Origin of the sequence: Methanolobus sp. ZRKC2, from assembly GCF_045291185.1 — an archaeon.
Taxonomy (GTDB): Archaea; Halobacteriota; Methanosarcinia; order Methanosarcinales; family Methanosarcinaceae; genus Methanolobus.
This window is the reverse complement of record NZ_CP146980.1, coordinates 1,404,639-1,424,801: the sequence shown is the minus strand read 5'-3', so window position 1 is coordinate 1,424,801 and position 20,163 is coordinate 1,404,639. Positions and strand designations below refer to the sequence as shown.

Below are 20,163 nucleotides of genomic sequence, written 5' to 3'. Positions count from 1 at the left end.
TGGATTAAGGTGCAGCAGGGATAGTGAAGCTGAAAGTACTACCTTTTTCAGGCTCACTTTCAACCTGTATTTTTCCTCCTAACATTTCCACAAACTCTTTCGCAAGGGAAAGTCCCAGTCCTGTTCCATTAAATTTTCGATTGAGAGATGAATCTGCCTGGCAAAACGGTTTGAAAAGCTTACTCAATTCTTCTTTTGATATTCCAATCCCGCTATCTGTGATGGCGATCCTCAAGAGCTTCCTGTCAGGAGAATATACTTTTACATTTACAGTTCCGCCAGGAGGTGTGAATTTTATTGCGTTATGGGTAATATTATAAAGTATCGTCCTGAATTTCTCTTCATCAGAATATATTGCATTGGATTCTGTGTTGATGTCAAAGCTCAGGTTTATATCTTTCTGTTTTGCTATCGGTGCCATAAAGCTCTCGATTTCGTCTATCACTGCAGGAAGTAAGAATTCTTTTTTGTCAATTTCAAGTGTTCCGTTCTCTATCTCGCAAAGATCAATCATCGAGTTTACCATTTTAAGGAGAGTATCCCCACTTCCTGTTATTACTCGTGCATACTTCTTTTGTTCGTTACTGAGTAAAGCTGAATCATCTTCATGCAGCAGTTTTGAATAACCTATTATGTGATTTAGTGGTGTCCTCAGTTCATGGCTAATGGTGGATATAAATTCTCTTTTTGTCCTGTGTGCATTTTCAGCTATCAGTTTGGCCATTATAAGAGTTTTCTCAGCTTTTTTTCTTTCAGTTATGTCCTCGCCCGATGTAAGAAGTCCTTTTATGTTGCCATTCTCATCTTTTAACAGAATATTGTGCCATTGGAAGGTTCTTATTTCCTTGTCAACCATCTGGATCGAGGATTCAAAATGTTCAGGAAGATTCAGTTCCCCGTTCATGACTTTCCTGTAATTTGCCTTTTCTTTTTCTCTGGAATGTTCAGGAGAATAAATATCGAACCAGTTGCTTGAAAGGACCTCATCTTCCTTGAATCCGAGTACTTCATATCCTTTCCTGTTAATGAGATTGATATTTCCTTCTCTATCAATGACAAATATTATAACAGCTACGACATCGAGATATTTCTGGGCTAAATCTCTTTCTTCTTTTAAGTTCGATTCGACCTGTTTGAGTTTCTTTATGTCTACCATCAACCCGTTTATACCAACTACTTTTGAATCCCTAATAATCGGACGGGATGAGGTATGCACATATCCGATATTTCCTGATTTTTTGATGATCCGGAACATGTAAGGTTCTTTTGCTCCGTGAATTGTCTTCTCGATCTCTTTGATCAGCCTGGGAAGGTCTTCAGGATGAACATAATTTGTAAATGGTGTTCCAAGCACCTCTTCTTTTTTGTATTCGGTTAGATTTTCGATTGCAGAGTTAAGATATGTGAATTTTCCCTCATTGTCAACTGCAAAGAGCACATCGTTCAGATTCTCGAGCCTCTCTTCGTAGAATTCTTGACGTATTCTTAATTGCTTGTTCTTTTTTTCCAGTTCTCTTGTAAGATGCTTTATCTTATCTTCATAGAACTTTGTTGTTTTTTTTGCAACCGGATATTTTGCATTGCTTGGATATGGGCATTGCTCTACCATGTATGACTAAGAGTCTCCATTCATATTTTTATTTAATAAAAATTAAAACATTTATTGGTTTGTCAAAGGCACATTTATTGTTAAATTTTTCTCTCGAATTGCAATCAAGAACAGTTTTTTAGTCTGGTTTTGCTATACTAAAATTAGATATGTAATGTATAAATATATTTTCTCATCCATTATTATGTGAATGAACTAAGTTTATACTAATCAGCAATATTTCTTTCAAAATTTAAGTTTCAACACCATTCAAATTTAGCCTATGAATTAAAGTTAGTGTTATTCGTTTTATTAAGAAGAGTTTGAGTTAAATAAAAAAATGACATATTATCCTTTGCGGGTTGTGGGGTACAAGCTGCAATAAAGGGAGTGGAGTTAAAGAGATGTGGGGACATCTCGAATCGCAAGGAGAGAGGCACCTAAAGGCGTGGTGGTTTATATGGTGCCTCTATCTACCTTCTATTTTCATGTTCATCTGATCAGAACAAACCTTTTCCTGAAATCTTGATTTTAGATATGGATTATGCATCTTGAAAAGATCTTTTATTTTTGATTCAAATGTATAGTTCCAAAAACTTTTGCTTGAAATCCACATGAAACGAGTACTTCGTACTATCAAAAAAGGATTTGTACAGGGCGAAAGATCAATATTATGAGATCTGTCTTATTTCCAGAGGCAGGGTGAAAGAAAAAGTGCTCCCTTTTCCGACTTCGCTTTCAACCCAAATCTCTCCATCATGCATTTCTACAAGATCTTTTACAATAGAGAGCCCTAATCCTACTCCTCCTTGAGCGCGGGCAATCGAACCGTCTACCTGGTAGAATCTGTCGAAAAGGTGTGCTATACTTTCCTTGGGAATCCCGACTCCCGTATCTATAACTGAAAATTTGACCATGCCTTGTAGAGGTTCAGCAAGAACCGTGATAGTTCCTTTCTCAGGTGTGAATTTTGCAGCGTTATGTAGCAGGTTGTTAAGTATCCTTATGAATTTATGTTTGTCTACTACTATTTCTGTAATCTTCGGGTCAATTCTGGATTCTACGGAAATGCTCTTGCTTGACAACAGTGGTCTGGAAGCATTTAAAACGTACTCAACAGTGTCCGGAATTGATACTTTCTCAGAAATGAGGTTAATTTCACCAATTTCAATTCTGGAAATATCAAGGATATCATTGATGATATTCAACAGGTGCTTCCCGCTGTTAAGAACGTTGGAAACATGGCTTTTTTGTTTTTCGTTAAGCTCTCCGAAGATTTCGTGATTAAGGATATCGGAAAATCCTATTATAGAATTCAGGGGAGTCCTTAATTCATGGCTCATATTTGCAAGGAACTCACTCTTTGCAATGTTTGCAGTTTCAGCTTTCATTTTAGCTTCTATTAACATCTTTTCCCTGTTTTTTCTTTCAAATGCTGTCCCGATTATCTCCGAAACCAGGGTCAGGATTTTTGTATCCTCCCCATTCCATTCTCTAGTTTCAACCACATTATCCAAACCAATAAAGCCTCCAAGCTTATCATAAAAGTTTATAGGGAGGACGATCAGGGATTTGATATCTTGGGCCTCCAAAATTTCTTTTTCGGAAGATGCTTCAGAAGGAAGGGAAGAAATGTTTTTGATATGAATTATTTCATTTTTACTAAGCTTGTCCATCCACCACGGAACCATGTCACTGGGCATGTCCTGTAAATTTTCTTTTTGTGCCTCCACACCCTCAATACAGTATTCGTGAGTATTGTCCATGATTGTTCCGTTGTCCCGAAGCAGGAAAATATAACTTCTGCTAGCCCCACATAGTTTACAGAGTTTTTCAAGAGCGACATTGATGGACACATCAATAGTTAAAGGAGATACGAATAAAGTGGAAATTGAAGTAATTGTTTCTTCAATCTCAAGCCTTCGCTGCATCTGTTCTTCTTTTTCTTTAAGGCTCGTGATATCTATGGCCATTTCAAACCGGGCAAATTCTCCTTCTCCCCATTCCACAGGTAAATCGATACATCTGTACCAGCGGTTATTGACACTATTCTTAAATTCTCTGACATATGGTTCATTGGGTTCCCGTTTCATTATAATGTCATTATTGCAAAAAGGACAGGGACTGTCACGCTGTTGAAATATTTTGTAGCATTTTTCACCGACAGCATTCCCAAAAATATTTTCAAGGGGTGTATTCATGTAAAGAATTCTATGATCAGAAGGGTCTGTAATATAGATTGGCTCCCCAATTGAATCAAAAATAGATGCAAGTTGTTTATGGTTCATAGAAATGGAAGTAATAACTTCGTTTTGAATTTTCGGGCTGTTTTTCAAATTCTCATCTCCTGTATACAGGCATCAAACAATCAAGCGAAGTTTGTAAAGCTACAGAAAATTCCGGCTTCCTTACAGTTTAATTGAACTGTATATTTATTTTTCCCTTATTATTCCCCAAACTCATAAGAATTCAACTAGGGCAGCTATTCAAGCTAAAAAATTTATAAATATGCCGACAGTTAGCTTTTAGCATAACAAGCCTTAAAATACTTTGAAAAGTAATCGATGTGAAAGTGTTGGGCTTTTAATCTGGTACAAAACGCCGAGGTTGGGATTCGAACCCAAGCACTCCTCCCGGAGAAACCGGTCTCGAGCCGGTCGCGTATAGACTCCGTGATAATTTTACCACGGATTAGTCCGCTCTGCCACCTCGGCACTGCTGCTTGTGATAGTCTTTATGTATTATATAGATATCGAGATTAGAAATCAAAAAGAGAACTCTGGTTTTTTTCACCTGCTCCGCTTTTCTCCTTCTTTTCCTCCGGCATTTCTATCCAGCCGTACTTTCCTCCACCGCCCGGATGGAGTATTACCTTCCTTTCCCTGAAGGCTATTATAGCATCAACGATCCTGTTGTCCACAAAACCCATGTCCTCAGGTTCTGCATACAGAAGTACATTAAGTTCATCCCCGAATTTTCCAAGAAGGCTATCCCATGCATCCTGAACTCCCTTGGTATTAATACTTGCATGTCCAAGTGCCATCATTATTATTTCCGAAAGTGGCATCAGATGCAGGTATGGCGGTCTGTGGTCTGGATGCATTGGTTCAGAAAGATCGGCAAGTTCGTTTACGCGGTCAAACACTCCTTTTTTGATACGTCCTCCGCATACACTGCATTTCCATTTATGTGAAACGCTCTCCTCCAGTGAATAATGTGTGAAGCATTTGATGCAGGCAGACTCATTGTATTTTCCTTCCTGTGGATAGAAGCCGATATTGAGTGTGACCTTGTAATTGTTTTCCCTCAATATTGCTTTTTTCAGTCCTTCAAATGAGATATCAGGAACTTCCATCTGGTTGAATTCACGGGCGAGTTTATTGGAATAAGGGGAATGTGCATCGGAATTTGAAAGGAAAGTGAGTCTGTGAAGTTCACTAATCCTGTCTGCATAATTACTGTCGGCACTCAGGCCCAGTTCAAGAAAAGAAACGTAATCTGTCATATCCCCATAACAGCTTTTTAGGGAATCATGATACGCGTACATTGCTGTCCAGGGGGTGAAAGCATGACATGGGCCGATAAGTGCTTCAACATCCCTTGCAATTTCTGCAATTTCAGAACCATCAAGATGGACAGTGGGGCGTCCATCTGTTGCGAGATTTCCGTGCTTGCCCATAATCTCTGCAAGCTCCTGTGCTTTTGATATTGATGGCAGTATCAAAAGATGATGTACACGGTTCCTGTCCTCTATCTCTGTTGTTATCGAAAAATTAGTATTTCCTATGATGATCTTCTCATCATCGATTGCATTGTCCCTGATCTCTTTCATCCATTTTGGATGGATGCAGTCTCCCGTTGCGACCAGGTCAATGCCTTTTTTTGCTGCTTCTTCTGCTATCGTCGGCAGGTCCATCTTTTTGGAACATGCCATCGAATATTTAGAATGTATATGCAGATCAGCATTGATTTTCATTCATCGGACACCTTCAGCCTATATATCGCAGGTCTTCATCCCTGACACTGGCTTCCGGTATTCCCTGTTGCTGCTGCTCTACCTCTTTAAGTCTGGCAACGATTTTCTCCATTTCCTTTGCGCGTTCCTCAAGAGGACCTTCATCGATCTCCACATCAAATATTTTGCATATCACTTTCAGTAGTGATTGTGCACTTTTCGGATCAACAAGATATCCTGATGTAAGTCCCATCAGGCATGCAGCATCAATATTTCTGAACTTGCTCAAACCCAGCATTAGGCCGGAAGCGCCAACAATTCCTCCACCAGGTTCGTTCTCTTTGAAAACAACTCCATTTTCCTTAAGCTCGTCAGCAAGCTCCAGGCTGTTAACAGCTCCTAGTACTTCATCAGAGTGTGTAAGCTGCCCTGTGGGAAACCCTCCCAGAGTATAGATTCGCTCAATTCCGAATTCTTCTGCTATGTCCAGATACAGGTCACAGAGCTCATAATGGCCTTCTCCTGTAGAACTCTGATGGTCTCCTACAAGTACGAGAATATCTGACTTGCTGGTAGAACAAATATACATTTCATTGTTAACCATATCGATTTCACTATTCTCATCCACCAGAACCTGTGGTGGGAAATGGTGTGAATATATCTCAATGATCTTCTCAGCATCAAGTTCTTCGATCAGGTGCTCTGCAACGAGTTTTCCTACATGTCCAACACCTGGAAGTCCTACAAGAAAAACAGGGTTATTAAGCTGAACTTCCTCTTTTAATCGAATTACTTTAGTCCCCTTCATAGATTATTCTTCCTTTATGGCCAGTCTTCGATATTTTCCGTAAGGGTCTTTCGGGGAGTATTTTGCCGGTCGTGGATCCACTGCCGGAGAATCACACACCGGGCATTTATCTTCAAGTGTGTATTTGCTGCAGTTCTTACACCTGTAGATCTTCAACCCCAAAAGTACATCACGCCTTTACAGAATCATTATGTCTGTGGAATTCGCCTTTTCCACCGAGCTGCTCGATGGTATCAACAGCAATCTCTGCAGATTTCTTCAGTACGGCTTCTGCTTTTTTATAATCAGGAGCAATCACCTTAATTCTGTATCTGGGTGCACCTGTGTAACTTATGTCGATACGTACTTCATCTTCCTTTACATCATTGGCTGCTTCAAGGGCAGTCTTTATAATTTCAATGCCTTCCGGAAGGTTACACGTCAGGTCGACATAGCCTGCAATATCCACAAAGGGTAATTTGATGTTGTTCTGAGCTATCTCTGCGATGCTGTTAGCAATTTTCTTCTTCAGCTTGATCTCGTTGAAAGCATTGACACCGACCATTGCAGCTTCTTCAAAGGCTGCATAAAGGCTACCGAAATGTTCCAGCAGTTTCTGGCTGGTTTTCTCCATTTCCTCATGGCTGGTATTGGTTTCCTCTTCCACGAACTGAAGCCATTTTGATGCCTTCTGTTCGTTCTTCCATTCCTGGATCTTGGCACGCTTTTGATGCTCGTTGACATCTTTAAGTGACAGGTCGATATGTCGCCGGGAAGAATCCACATTTAATACTTTACAGACTATCTTCTGTCCTTCTCTTACGTGGTCCCTGACATACTTGACCCATCCGGCCTTGATCTCGGAGATATGGATGAATCCTTCCTTTCCATCATACTCCTCAAGTGTCGTGTATGCACCGAAGTCAGTTACATCCTTCACGGTACAGACGACAAAATCTCCGCTTTCAGGCCAGTTGTTTCTATCCATTATGAATCACTTTAATCGAGAACTTCAAGGATATGGGTTGTTATTGTTGATTTGCCGCCTGTAGGTTCAGCAAGTGTCCTTCCGCAAACAAGACATGTTACCTTTTGGCTTGCACTTCCGAAAATGACCTGCTCGTTCTCACAGTCATTGCATTTTACACGTAGGAATCTGCTCTTTGGTTTGTTGCTCATTTATATCACTCCGAGAACTCGAACTTCTTTGCTCTGAAACAGGGCCTTTGGTGGGATTTGTTACACTCTGTGCACTTGTATCTCAGCCAGACTCTCTTGGTTGGCTTGTCTCCTCCAGGCACCTTTGAGAATTTTCCACTGTTACCGATTCCTGTTTGGCGTTTCTTCTGCCTTTCGATATGTGTTAATGACGATGCTTTTCCCTTCTTCACTCTTTCAGCAACAACTTCTGTATGCTTCTTGCATGAAGGGCAATATGTTTTGAATCTCTTCGGGATCTTCATTATCTACACCTTGAATAAGTTTAAATTAATTATTAGTAATCATCTGTGCAACGTTGCGTTTGACCAGTCCTTTTGCGTTCAGGGCAGGTAAAACGACAACATCTTCCGCACGTAATGTATAATTGCGATTGTCCATAGCCTTGAAAGTAGGCAGGTTCTCCAGTATTCGCACAACAACGAATTCTTCATTTATATTACTTTTGCCTATTGCCTCTTTTTCCCGGCTGTTCATGGCAGTTTCTGTTGTGGCTGTTAACTCTCTATAGTCCTGTTCAGGACCTTCAGACATTCTGTTTTTATCAGCAATCTCTTCAGTTGGTTTTGCAGTCGGAATTTGCCTATTTTTCCCTTTGAGTCTGCCAACTGCCTGCGGATCTAGTATGGGCTCAAGTAACTCTTGACGGGAGGTATTTATTGTTGACAGGACAGCGTCATACACTCTCCTTTCTTCGGGGAGGAGCTTATTGATGTCCTGTGGGGGGCGATTGGAAAAGGCGGTTGTGGTAGCACTGACTATTGTTTTTTTCAGCCGACGGATGAATATCACTTCCACATCCGTCATCGCGCTCTGCAGCTCGTCTTCCAGCATCTTTGATTCTACTGATCTTGGATTGTTGATTTCAGCAATCTCTTCCTCAAGCTCTTTCACGTAATCCGCAACTTCCTGGAAGAAGGTCGGATGGATTGCTTTTATCGAAGAACTGCTTTCTTCACGGAGTGTATTTTTAAGCTCAGCGCGATCCATATTCTGCTGCACCTCTGCACATAAAGTAGATTGCGGCGTATTCAGGGACTTCCTGAATGCCTTCCTCTAGTACAAAGTCCTTTCCTTTCATCTGAACTGCAAATGGTTTTATAACTTTTATCTTTACCGTTTTTTCTCCGAAGACAACTGCATCGTCCAGGGGCTCAAAGCCTTCAAGCTCATCAATTCTAAGTGCAGTAACTTTCATCCCGGATTTTCCATGAAGAGAACCCGGCAGGCGGATCAGGCGTTTGATGTCTGCTGTGACAGGTTCGTCTACCTGTGTGCTGCCGAAATTGACTTTTGACTTTTCAACTGCCTGTTTTATCAGCAGGCTGACAACATCCTGAAAATCATCAATATGGCCAAAATCCAGTCTTCCATGTTCAACTATATTCTTCAGTATTTCCGGCTTTTTTGATATCTTTTTAAGTTCCTGGAACCTTTTCGAAGTGCTTTTACCGAATCCTTTGAGTTCTCTTAGTTCACGGAACATCTCCTTGTCTTCTTTTACGGATTCAGCTATCAAGTACTGTACTATATAATGCGCGATCCTTTTACCCCAGCCCGTATCGTAGTTTTTTAATGTGTACTTATAGGGTACAGTCGTCTTTCCCTTGAATGTATCCGTGCCACTTCCATGTTCGCCGATCATCCATTCTTTAGTATAATGCATCTCGGGACTGAGCTTGCCGCTGATATAATCAACAATTTCACGCCTTTCAGGACTTTCAAGCGGGAGCACTGACGGATCACTGATATGGAAGTGGTACCCTCTGCCGCCGGAAAACACGGCATGCACATCATTTTCATCAAAACCGAAATCGTCTATGAGGAAATCCAGCAGCTTCAATGTTTCCCGTTTTCCTTTCTCCAGCATATCTCCATATGAATTTATTTTTCCGGGAAGATGGTCGGAGTCTATGTCGAATATCAGGTCTGCCTTGAGCCAGTTCTTTTCCTTCATCTTCGGAGCTCCGGGGTATTCGTAATAGGCTACTGAATAGTAGGCATGGGCAGGACCGATTCCCTTGAGATAATCGTTCAGTTCTCCCTTTGATCCGAATTCCTTGTGTCTTCGCATGAAAGGATCTCCGGTGCTAAACTCCAGAAATCCCCATTCCCTTGATGTGAACTCCGGCGGAAGTCTAAGTTCCGCTTGCGAATAGTATTCCTGGAATTTTGATACAAGGAAGGAACGTGTTCTCTCATTCATAAGTGCATGCTCTCCGGTTGGCCGACTCTGGGCGCGTAGTTCTATTGGTTTTATTCGACATAAAACTTATAGTCTCCATTTACATTATAATCACCGCATGAAGAAGGAAATGACGAGTGCCGATGTGGCTGCGCTGGTTCTTGAACTTAGCTCAGGTGAGAATTCTATTATAGATGCAAAGATCGGCAAAATATACCAGCCTGCGCCGGAGGAGCTGCGTATTAATATTTTTGTTTACGATAAGGGCCGGGACAACTTTATCATCGAGGCCGGTAAGCGTGCACATCTCAGTGAGCATATTCGCCCGAGTCCCAAGATCCCCCAGGCTTTCCCGATGCTGCTGAGAAAGCACATAATGGGTGGACGTATCACTTATGTCAAGCAGTATGATTTTGACAGGATAATCGAAATTGGCCTGGTTCGTGGTGGAATAGATACCATATTGGTTGCAGAGCTGTTCTCTCCCGGTAACATAGTCCTGCTTGATTCGGAAAGAAAGATCATTTTACCAATGAAACCGGTGACTTTCAAGGGAAGAAGGATTCGTAGCGGTGAGGTTTACCAGTACCCTGAGGCCCAGATAAGCCCGGTTGACGCGGAAGAGCAGGATATAAGGGAAGCATTTGCTTTGTCTGATTCTGATGTTGTGAGGACCATTGCAAGCAGGTTCAATCTCGGAGGTGTCCTGGCTGAAGAGGTCTGCCTGAGATCAGGTGTTGACAAGAAAACACCTGCAAAGGAATTAGGAGACGAAGGAATCTCAGCACTTGCATGTTCTTTGAAAGAACTGTTTACACCTCTCCTCAAAGGGGAACTTAGTCCTAATGTTGTAAAGAAAGAAATAAAATGTGAGGTTCAGCCTTTTGATGTTGTCCCCCTGGAACTCAAACTATATTCTGACATGGAGAAAGAATCTTTTCCTTCTTTCAACAAGGCCCTCGATGAACTCTTTGGCAAAAGGGCGGCTGAAGAGGTTACAGAAGTTGTAGAGGCGGTGAAGAAAGAGAAGGTAGATGTCTTTGCAAGGCGCCTGGGAAAGCAGCAGGATGCAATTGAAAAGTTCGGAAAGGATGCCGATAAGCAGGTGCATATCGCTGAAAAAATATACGCTCATTACGTTGATATCGAAGAGATAGTTGCTGTACTCGATAATGCCAGGGATAAAGGATACACCTGGGACGAGATTAAGAAAATTGTCAAAAAAGCAAAAGACACACTGCCTGCGGCAAAATGCATAGTCAGTATTGATTCAGCTTCAGGTAAGATAGTGCTTGATCTTGAAGGTACTAATGCCACCATTGACCTGCGCCTGACTATTCCTCAGAATGCCCAGTCATACTATGACAAGGCTAAGAAACTGAATAAGAAGAGGGATGGTGCCCTGAAAGCCATAGAGGACACAAAGCTTGCTATGCAAAAGAGGGAAAGAAAAGCTCCTTCAAAACGTAAGGCCAAAATCAAGAAGCATTGGTACGACCGCTTCAGGTGGTTCTTCTCTTCTGACGATTTCCTCGTTGTCGGAGGAAGGGATGCGGAGACCAACGAAGATCTTGTGAAAAAATATATGGAAAAGAACGATATTGTCTTCCATACCCAAGCACCAGGTGCTCCCATAACTATCATCAAGACCCAAGGCAGGGAGGTATCAGAAGAGGTGCTTCAGGAGGCCGCAGAGTTTGTTGTATCTTATTCAAGTATCTGGAAATCAGGACAGTTTAGCGGGGATTGTTACTGGGTCAAACCCGAACAGGTCTCAAAGACTCCGGAATCCGGTGAATACTTGAAAAAGGGTTCTTTTGTCATACGTGGGGAACGTAATTATTATCGTGATGTACAGGTTGCTGCAGCAGTAGCACTGGAATTAGGTGCTGAGACCCGGGTTATAGGTGGCCCTCTTTCTGCTGTAAAGGCGCATGGTAAACATGTGGTGGAAATTACTCCGGGAAAGTTCAACCAGAATGATATAGCAAAAAAGATATACAAAATATATGTCGATAAGTTGAAGGAAGTCAACTTTGTCAAGCAGATAGCATCCCCGGATAAGATTGCAATGATGATTCCGCCGGGTGAGTCTGATATAAAAGTATGATAGTCATGTTTGTCAGTCTGATCTGACATTCATCAGTTTAATTTCATTTATTTGCAGGTAAGTTCCATGCGCGTTACAAAAAGAAGTCTGAAAGGAAGAGATGGTGAGATTGCCGTTACACCCGAAACCCTGGATGATCTGTGGCATCTGAAGTATATAATAGAGAAAGGTGACATTGTCTTTGCCCTGACAAAGAGAAAAGCTGATTCTGCAAGCGATAAGCTGAGGCCTGAAAAAATGGAAAAGAAGAATGTCAGGCTTGGTATAAGGGTAGAGGATCTTGAATTTCACAGGTTCTCCAACAGATTGAGGATTCATGGCGTAATCGAGCAGGGAATGGACACAGGCTCCTATCACACACTCAATATAGAAGACGGTACCAATGTTTCCATAGTTAAAACCTGGAAGAAGGACCAGGTAGAGCGAATAGATGAAGCCGAAGCTTCCTCAAAGCGTCCGAAGGTTGTGGTCGTTGCCGTTGAGGAAGGAGATGCGGATATCGGTCTTGTTCGCCATTATGGAATAGAGTTGTACTCGCATATTACCCAGTCTTCGGGAAAAGGTGAAGGCACTCTCAGGGAAGCATTCTTTAGTGAGATAGTTGACCCGCTTGTCCATGCAGCATCTGGTTCGGAAGCTATAGTTGTTGCTGGTCCGGGCTTCACCAAGGAAGATTTCCTGAAATACTTGACTTCCAAGGAGCCTGAGCTGGCTTCAAGGGCTATTGTTGAAGACACTGCATCTGTGGGGATGTCCGGTTTTCAGGAAGTACTGAAAAGAGGGGCTGTAGACAGGATAATGGAAGAATCAAGGATTGCCAGGGAATCCAAACTCATGGATGAGCTGCTCAAAGAGATATCAACTGATGGGAAAGTCTCATATGGTCTTGATGAGGTAAAGTCTGCCCAGGACTTCGGAGCAATCGAAACCTTACTTGTGGCTGATGAATTTCTTCGCATGGAAAGGGAAAAAGGTAGCATCGATGATTTCCTGCAGTCAGTTGAACATTCCAGGGGAAATATAGTAATCTTCAGCACGATATTTGAACCAGGCCAAAAATTACTTTCACTTGGCGGAATTGCTGCACTTTTAAGGTTCAAGATATAATCAGGTCTCAAAGTTTTTGTATCTATTCTTTATGAAATCATTTTTAGGTTCAAACGATACCCCGGTTTTGAATCAAAAATAGCTCATATGTTTTTCTTATATCAAATTAACCGGGGACTTTTTATATGTAAAAAAATAACAAAAATTTTAGTTTTGTTCTATTACATAAACATTTCGGAATGATTGTGTGTAAATCGTTCACAATTGCTGCAAAAAGAAGATTTTTGTATTTTATATTTGCAAAGTAATATTAATATTGCTTAAAAATTACTTATATTGGGATGTTTACAGGAATAAATCTATTTTGTACCTTTGAATCAATATTAAACAAATAATAATTGCTTAATTTGTAAATAACACTACAAATACCCTTTTCACGTTTCTTAATAATCAAAAATGATATATACCTCTTTACTAAAGTCCTTATCAGGAGGTGAAAAATAGCGTTGGTGAAACCACATATAATACATTTGAAAACGTTTTGATTATAAATTTATTTGAGTTGTTTAATTTGGAATCTCAAGTATCAGTTATATTAACTACAAAATGTTGAAGCTGATTGCATTTATTAACTTATTAGGGAAGTGATTAACTATGGATGGAGAAGTAACAATTAAAGATACAACTGGAAGTCCAGCACCACTGGGTTTCCTTGGTCTCGGTTTTGCAGCCGCATTCCTTGGAATGCCTGCACTGGGACTGTTCAGTGATTTCACAATGATCATTGCAATGGCAATAACCCTTGGTGGATTTGCCCAGCTCTTTGCAGGCCTTGAGCTATGGAAAAAAGGTGACACCTTTGGTGCAACCGCTTTCACAGCATTTGCACTGTGGTGGTTCTCCTGGGCATACATTCAGATAGCAACAACCGTGGGTTTTCTTGGTGCACCACTGCCAGCAGCAAGTGCAGAATCAATAATGTATTACCTCTTGTTCTGGGGTATCATTGCAACTTTGCTAACAATAGTGACCCTTAAGATTGGCGTAATGGGAATAACTGTAGTATTTGTTTTGCTTGACCTCACATTCTTCAGCAATGCACTTGTTGGTGGAATGATTGCAGGCGTAATAACTTTCCTGCTTGGTCTTGCATCACTCTACCTTGGTGTTGCACTGGTAATGGACGAAGTTGGTAAAATAAAAGTCCCTTACTAAAACAAAACACTAATGAACTAAAAAATCCGGCCTTGTGCCGGCATAATTTTCTTTTTTAATTATTCAAGTGGGGTATCAGCAGTATTGTGGCATCTTGCTCTTTCTGTTGACTCTATGGACATGAGTTCTTTTCCGTCCATATATACATGAATCAGTCCGCCTGATTCAGAAACCGTTATTGCTATAGCTACAGTATCTCTTGTGATAGCAGCGGCAGACACATGTCGACCTCCAAGACCTTTGTCCAGCCGGATGTCTCTTGCATCGATATCAAGGTACCGTCCTGCAGATTCCATTTTTCCTTCTTCGGATACTATAAAGACTCCGTCGAGTTGTGCGAATTCTTTTACGGATTCCCAATTCATCTTGCTGAGTACGTCCCTGTCTTCGTCTTTGTGGCCTGAGTATGGATTAAGGATTATCTGGTGGGAACGGCTCATTACTTCTTCAACATCTCCTATGATAAAAGCCGTGCCTATAGGTTTACCTTCACGTCCGGTACTTGATATGTCAAAAGCTATTTTCAGTACCGTACGCATTACTTCGGGGTGTACTCTTTCCTCACATTTTTTCAGTGATTGCACAAGCTGGTTATCTTCAAGACTATGTATTATAGTAGCAATGGAATCGGTCGTTTCAATGATGCCAACTACCAGTCCTTCGTCCAGTTCACCTAGCATGTACTCTGTAGCGGATATCACTTCAATCTGGTCTATCTTTCCTGTGGCCTGCTGTGAAATTCTGTCAGCAATCCCTTTGACCTTTTCTTCTTTGTTTTTTCTTGTGGTTACAAGATGGTCAATTATACTTTTAGTTCTTCTTGAACTGAAAAAGATGGGCACATCCGTGCTTATACCTTCAAGACTTATGTCTCCGGACACTATTATGGCGGTTGACTCCAGATCTTCCGCAAGTTTTATTGCGGATTTCAGAATTGTCTTGATACTGTCCATCTTGTCCCCTCTTGTGTGCTATTATTCAAAGCAGTAATTAATTATAATATGTTCCATTATAAATAAAAACTTGCTTATAGCGTCAACAATTTAAATTCCTAGATTAAATTGTAATTGGTGATCTGTTTGGTGAGAGTTTTTGTAGCAGTGGATTTGCCAGAGGAGTTACACCCTAGAATTGCAGATATCCAATCGAAGTTTAGTGATTTCAAGTTCAAATTCGTGAATCCTGATATCGTGCACATTACTATGAAATTCCTTGGCGAGATTCCCGAAGAGGAGATTGAAAATATATCAAAGGCACTTGATTCCGTGTCCTGTGAACCTTTTGAGACATCTGTGGGGGGGCTGGGTGTTTTCCCGAAACCTCGTTTTGCAAAAGTTATCTGGCTTGGTTGTGGGGGCGATTTTGAACAATTGCATAAATCGATCGAAGAATCACTTTCACCCTTCCAGCTTGCAAAAGATCTTCATCCTTTCAGTGCGCATGCGACTCTTGCACGAGTGAAGTATCTTCCAAAAAAGAAAAAAGAGGATTTCATCCAATTGCTTGAGGAACTTAAAGATATTGAGGTGGGCACGATGCAGGTTGATTCCATAAAGCTAAAGAAGAGCACCCTGACACCTGAAGGGCCTGTTTACGAGACATTGCATGAAGTAAAAATTGGATAATCCGTGGGGATCATCCTTCCAAAGACTACTCTTGTGTAATGTTCTCTGAAATACTTTCATATTCTGCAAACTCACTGGAGCGGACCAGTCTCTTGTCTGATGTTATTATCAGGCATTCGACTCCATCCAATTCCTCTATCATTTCCATCCCGTCTTCTTCTCCCATTACAAATACGGCTGTGGCAAAAGCATCGGCATCCATGGTACTCTCTGTAATTACGGTTACACTGATGAGGTCCTGTGCAGGATATCCTGTACGTGGATCTGAGATATGTGAGACTTTAGCGGCATCGTTAAAATAGCGCTCATAGTTCCCGCTCGTGGCAACTGCCTTATCTTCCATGTCCATCACAACGACTGCCTCTCCGGCTTTGTCCGGATTCTGTAGTCCTACCTTCCAGGGCACGCCTTGCTCTTTGTACCCGATGTATCTTCCATCCCCTCCGGCATTAACAAATCCCGCTTTAATTCCATCATCAGTAAGAGACTCGATTGCCAGGTCAACTGCATATCCTTTGGCGACTCCTCCGAGTGTAAGCATCATTCCTTCGTCAAGAGAGACATTACTGCCCTCCACGTGGATGGCAGAATAATTTACCAGTTCAAGTGTCTCGTTGATCTCTTCCGGAGTAGGGGCTTCATAAGTGCCACCCGGGCTGAATTTGCTTCTCCAGAGGTCAAGTAACGGGAGAATGGATATATCAAATGCTCCCTGACTGCTTTCTGAGTAGGACTTTGACCTGTTAATGACATATATGATGTCAAGGTTAGCTTCATTGAGGTATCCCTGTTCGTTCAGTATACTAAGTTCGCTACTGTTGTCGTAGCTGCTCATTAGCCCGTCTACGTACTCTATCCTTTCAAAGGCTTTTTCTATTGATTCCTGTGCCTTTGTTTCATTGGAACTTAATACGCTGATTGTCACTGTAGTATCCATCAGACTTCTGGTGGTGGAATAAATTTGTTCAGTCTCCGCTTCATTTTCTGCTATTTCCGGCAGGTAATTTATCATTAATAATACTGTGAAAACCGCTATCAGGACAACGGCAACAGTTTTATACTTCATGCCGTATGAAAAGAGATAATTGATATTTATGTACGACGGTACAGTAAAGGGAACCAAGTTTCCGCTCTATTTCACTATATCATTTATTTGAAGGAAGTAATATCATGAGCAACCCCAGCATAAAAAAAGGTACGGGAGGTAGTTCAAGTAAGGACAAGTACCTAGTTGTCGCCCTTCATCAGTTAATGGAAGAGTATGGTTGGAGAGGTATAGAGAAGCATTTTGGCTTTGTAAAACATCATATTATTTATGTTAAGCCTGACTCGCCTCTTGATAAGATCGAACTGAAGGCAAATGTTCTTGGTAACCATATGGATGTGGACTTTTTAGGCGTTACTCCGAAAAAAGGGTTGCTTGATAGAGTTTTCGACTTTAACATAAGGGTAGTCCGTAAGTCGTTTGAGATCAGCAAATATGTCTCAAATGATATGAAAATACTTAATGAGCAGAGCCTCAGGAACAATGTTGTAATAGTTATCAAACAGCTCGAAGAAGCGGTGGAGAGTAAAGAACAGTGAGGTTACCATGGACAAATTAAATACAGTTCTGATTGCAATCTTAATTTTAATGTTCGCCGCAGCAGGAGTTAATGCTTTTGCAGGTTACAGTGGCAATAATGCTCTTGCTGTTCATTATATGACCGAGCAGAAATGGTCGGACGGTTCGTGCGCAGGTTGTCATTTTGGTATGGATGATCAGGTTGCGGAATCATATCATGTGGATCAGGATCTTAAAAAATGGACTTCTTTTATGGATTATGGTGTTGATGTTGATAGTATTGAAGGCGAAGAGCGAGCTCGTACATTTGGCCAGACTCATCCCGGTGGCAACTACATGGCAGAGTACGGTGTTGAGCTTGACTGTATGATATGCCATGAACAACATGATCTCTATGACTATGAAGCAAGATCTGAGGTCATAAGCTCCGGAAACTTTGATATGGCTGATGAGGCAGCACTTGGGGAAGCACGTTCTGAAGTACAAAAAGAACCCCTGTATGTAATAAGTTATATGCTCGATGTACTGACACCGCTTCCTCTTGTAACCGAAATACACGATGAGGTTAATGCAGGTCCCAGGGGTGAACAGTGTGCAAGTACCTGTCACATCAGTGAAGTTCCAAAAACAGCTGTAACCTGGGTAGATGAGAATCATGCTCTGTACGATGCACATGCAGAGCTCGATTGTATTGATTGTCACGAGACAGAGGACCACCAGATAGGCAGTCCGGAATTAATTGATGCTCCTGAATCCGTTGAGGAAGCTTTTGAGGTCGAAGTGAAGAGTTGTGATGCTGAAGGTTGTCATGCAGGTATATCCCACGGTGCGCTGGTTGATGGTCACCTCTCGGCACTTGAGTGCGAGACCTGTCACATACCCGCTTTGCCAGGAGCAGAAATTGAAGGTGGAGGTGCTCTTGAGATGTTCAGCTGGGCTAATGGCATGAGAGAAGATGTGACCCGGGATGAAGAGTTCACACCTGCTATCTCATGGTATAGAGGAATACCCTATGACAGCCTGCCTGTAGAGACAGGTATGGGTGAGGATGCAATGCTCAAGCCTTTCAATATTGTTACAGGAGTATGGTGGGATGAAGGAACGAATCCGGAAGTGGCTGCAGATCCGAATGGAAGTGCATCTATAGGTAACCCAATAGGACCTGCAATAGTAATGGAAGCGGATATAGACGGCAATGGTGAGGTCACGGTTGAAGAAATCCGGTCTTATGACGGCAACTCGGATGGCAATGCGGATTATCCGGACGCAGTGCTCAGGAATGTGGAGATGTATTTCCCCGTAAGTCACAATATTGCAGGCTCTAATGTGGGACTGGCAGAACCTCTTGGATGTGCTGATTGTCATGGTGTCACAGGAACTGCAATCGACTGGCAGGCTCTTGGATATGAAACAGATCCTGCAGGTGCTGATAGTGACTTCACAGGAACGGAGATCGACGTATCAATTCCAGGCCAGAGACCCACTGAAGTAGAAAGGGAGCCAGCGTTCTGAGGTGATCATTGTGGAAAGCAAAAGATTGAAGAAAATTCCGGAAAAAATGACTATCCCTTTGAAACAGCATGAAGGTACGATCTGTGAGCCTATTGTAAAAAAAGGTGATCAGGTGCTTATAGGCCAGAAAATAGGCCAATCCACATCATATTATTCTTCCGATGTGCATTCCAGTGTCTGTGGAGAAGTTCTGGCTGTAGAAGAAGCTCCCCACCCCAACGGTAACAAGGTTTTGAGTGTGATTATACAGCCAACGGATTCCATGGAAACTGTGGAGTTCGTTCCTAAAGAGAACGCTTCCCAGAGTGAATTGATTGCACTGATGCAGGAGGCCGGTATTGTCGAGCATTACGGTGCGCCAACACATACTGTACTCAAGCCAGAGGGTAAAAAAATAGATCTTGTTCTTATTAATTCTACTGCATCCGAATGGATAGGTGGCAAGTACAAGACACCAAACGAATATGCCTCGCAGATGATGGATGCACTTAAACTTCTCATGAAGGCTGCAGAGGCTTCAAAGGGTGCTATAATAATCCGACAAGATGATAAGGAATCAATTGAGGCATTCGAAGGAGTCGATGTTAATGGGAAGACCCTGAAAGTGGCACCACTTGTGGGTAAGCGACGGCTGGGACATTATTTTGAGGATCAGGATTCCAATATTATCGTTGCTTCCCAGGAACGCATCTATGGGAAGAAAATTCTTAATTTCTTTACATATAATGTAACGGGCCGCAAAGTCCGGATAGGCTGTGACCCTACGGATGTAGGTGTTGCTGTATGTGGTGTCAAATCCGCGAAAGCATTGTATGATGCGGTATACGAGGGAAAACCATACTATGAAACAGTTATCAACGTAGAAGGCATGGTAGGCTGTCCTGAGTATATGCTTGTAAGAATAGGCACGCCTTTTAAGGATATTATAGAAACCTGTGATTTCAAGGGAGAGATCGGGAAGATAGTTGCAAATGGTGTGATCACAGGTGTTGCACAATATACTGATGAAGTACCCGTGACCAAAGGTACAACAAGGATAACTCTCCTGACAAAGGAAGAAGTTCTCCGGGACCAGCCTGTCGCTTGTATTCACTGTGCACGCTGTGTGGATGTGTGCCCCGTATCCCTTGTACCCAGCAGACTTAATGTTATGGCCGACCAGGGTCGTTTTGATGAATGCCGGCAGATGCACATAGGGAATTGTATCGAATGTGGCAGATGTGCTGTTGTTTGCCCTTCAAGAATACATATACTGCAACTTATCAGGTACGCAAAGAATGCAATAGAGAAGGCTTATGCAGATGCTGCTCCCAAGGAGTCATCGAATCTTAAACTTGGTTGTTGCGGAGGTGAGTGA

Annotated in this window: 19 protein-coding genes and 1 tRNA gene; 7 read left to right on the top strand and 13 right to left on the bottom strand. The window is 41.9% G+C overall.

Annotated elements, in window-relative coordinates; all coding sequences use genetic code 11:
* Positions 1-4: 4 nt before the first annotated feature.
* The 11 genes from V7O62_RS06615 to priS all read right to left on the bottom strand — a co-directional run bounded on the left by V7O62_RS06615 (position 5) and on the right by priS (position 9,754).
* Positions 5-1,609: a PAS domain-containing sensor histidine kinase gene (locus V7O62_RS06615; RefSeq protein ID WP_406658213.1), complete on the bottom strand. Its 1,605-nt coding sequence runs from the start codon at positions 1,607-1,609 to the stop codon at positions 5-7.
* A gap of 650 nt (positions 1,610-2,259) precedes the next feature.
* Entirely contained in the window at positions 2,260-3,924 is a 1,665-nt protein-coding gene (locus V7O62_RS06610) for an ATP-binding protein (RefSeq protein WP_406658212.1), read from the bottom strand.
* Between the two features lie 263 nt (positions 3,925-4,187).
* Positions 4,188-4,302 (bottom strand) — tRNA-Ser (locus V7O62_RS06605).
* Between the two features lie 44 nt (positions 4,303-4,346).
* Entirely contained in the window at positions 4,347-5,564 is a 1,218-nt protein-coding gene (locus V7O62_RS06600) for a TIGR00375 family protein (RefSeq protein ID WP_406658211.1), read from the bottom strand.
* A 13-nt stretch (positions 5,565-5,577) separates the two neighbouring features.
* Entirely contained in the window at positions 5,578-6,351 is a 774-nt protein-coding gene (locus V7O62_RS06595; protein ID WP_406658210.1) for a proteasome assembly chaperone family protein, read from the bottom strand.
* A gap of 3 nt (positions 6,352-6,354) precedes the next feature.
* Positions 6,355-6,513, bottom strand: coding sequence for an RNA-protein complex protein Nop10 (locus V7O62_RS06590; protein ID WP_406658209.1), 159 nt, complete (start codon positions 6,511-6,513; stop codon positions 6,355-6,357).
* Between the two features lie 7 nt (positions 6,514-6,520).
* Positions 6,521-7,318 (bottom strand): translation initiation factor IF-2 subunit alpha, encoded by a 798-nt coding sequence (locus tag V7O62_RS06585; protein WP_406658208.1) that lies wholly within the window; start codon positions 7,316-7,318, stop codon positions 6,521-6,523.
* Positions 7,319-7,329: 11 nt separating this feature from the next.
* Complete coding sequence (locus tag V7O62_RS06580) at positions 7,330-7,509, bottom strand: 30S ribosomal protein S27e (protein ID WP_406658207.1); 180 nt, start codon at positions 7,507-7,509, stop codon at positions 7,330-7,332.
* A gap of 5 nt (positions 7,510-7,514) precedes the next feature.
* A complete protein-coding gene (locus tag V7O62_RS06575; RefSeq protein WP_406658206.1) occupies positions 7,515-7,793 on the bottom strand; it encodes a 50S ribosomal protein L44e in 279 nt (92 codons plus the stop codon).
* A 25-nt stretch (positions 7,794-7,818) separates the two neighbouring features.
* Entirely contained in the window at positions 7,819-8,538 is a 720-nt protein-coding gene (locus V7O62_RS06570) for a hypothetical protein (RefSeq protein ID WP_406658205.1), read from the bottom strand.
* Positions 8,525-9,754: a DNA primase catalytic subunit PriS gene (gene priS, locus V7O62_RS06565; RefSeq protein WP_406658204.1), complete on the bottom strand. Its 1,230-nt coding sequence runs from the start codon at positions 9,752-9,754 to the stop codon at positions 8,525-8,527. The genes V7O62_RS06570 and priS overlap by 14 nt, the downstream gene beginning before the upstream one ends.
* Positions 9,755-9,851: 97 nt before the next feature.
* Here priS and rqcH point away from each other — a divergent pair, with 97 nt between their 5' ends.
* The 3 genes from rqcH to V7O62_RS06550 all read left to right on the top strand — a co-directional run bounded on the left by rqcH (position 9,852) and on the right by V7O62_RS06550 (position 14,105).
* Complete coding sequence (rqcH, locus tag V7O62_RS06560) at positions 9,852-11,843, top strand: ribosome rescue protein RqcH (RefSeq protein WP_406658203.1); 1,992 nt, start codon at positions 9,852-9,854, stop codon at positions 11,841-11,843.
* Positions 11,844-11,909: 66 nt separating this feature from the next.
* Entirely contained in the window at positions 11,910-12,950 is a 1,041-nt protein-coding gene (locus tag V7O62_RS06555) for an mRNA surveillance protein pelota (RefSeq protein ID WP_406658202.1), read from the top strand.
* Positions 12,951-13,544: 594 nt separating this feature from the next.
* Positions 13,545-14,105 (top strand): acetate uptake transporter, encoded by a 561-nt coding sequence (locus V7O62_RS06550; protein ID WP_406658201.1) that lies wholly within the window; start codon positions 13,545-13,547, stop codon positions 14,103-14,105.
* A 59-nt stretch (positions 14,106-14,164) separates the two neighbouring features.
* Here V7O62_RS06550 and V7O62_RS06545 read toward each other — a convergent pair whose 3' ends face one another.
* Positions 14,165-15,058, bottom strand: coding sequence for a DNA integrity scanning protein DisA nucleotide-binding domain protein (locus V7O62_RS06545; protein ID WP_406658200.1), 894 nt, complete (start codon positions 15,056-15,058; stop codon positions 14,165-14,167).
* 129 nt (positions 15,059-15,187) lie between these two features.
* Between V7O62_RS06545 and thpR the strand changes: the two genes are divergently transcribed.
* On the top strand, positions 15,188-15,730 hold the full coding sequence (gene thpR, locus V7O62_RS06540) for an RNA 2',3'-cyclic phosphodiesterase (RefSeq protein WP_406658199.1): 543 nt from the start codon (positions 15,188-15,190) through the stop codon (positions 15,728-15,730).
* Between the two features lie 25 nt (positions 15,731-15,755).
* Here thpR and V7O62_RS06535 read toward each other — a convergent pair whose 3' ends face one another.
* The gene (locus tag V7O62_RS06535) at positions 15,756-16,796 is read right to left on the bottom strand and encodes an FAD:protein FMN transferase (RefSeq protein ID WP_406658198.1); all 1,041 of its coding nucleotides are present in this window, start codon (positions 16,794-16,796) and stop codon (positions 15,756-15,758) included.
* Between the two features lie 104 nt (positions 16,797-16,900).
* Here V7O62_RS06535 and V7O62_RS06530 point away from each other — a divergent pair, with 104 nt between their 5' ends.
* From V7O62_RS06530 to rnfC, 3 genes are read left to right on the top strand one after another with little or no spacing between them, the layout of a single operon-like run.
* Positions 16,901-17,314, top strand: coding sequence for a hypothetical protein (locus tag V7O62_RS06530; RefSeq protein WP_406658197.1), 414 nt, complete (start codon positions 16,901-16,903; stop codon positions 17,312-17,314).
* A gap of 7 nt (positions 17,315-17,321) precedes the next feature.
* Positions 17,322-18,806, top strand: coding sequence for a methanogenesis multiheme c-type cytochrome (mmcA, locus tag V7O62_RS06525; protein WP_406658196.1), 1,485 nt, complete (start codon positions 17,322-17,324; stop codon positions 18,804-18,806).
* Between the two features lie 10 nt (positions 18,807-18,816).
* Positions 18,817-20,163 (top strand): Rnf electron transport complex subunit RnfC, encoded by a 1,347-nt coding sequence (gene rnfC / locus V7O62_RS06520; RefSeq protein WP_406658195.1) that lies wholly within the window; start codon positions 18,817-18,819, stop codon positions 20,161-20,163.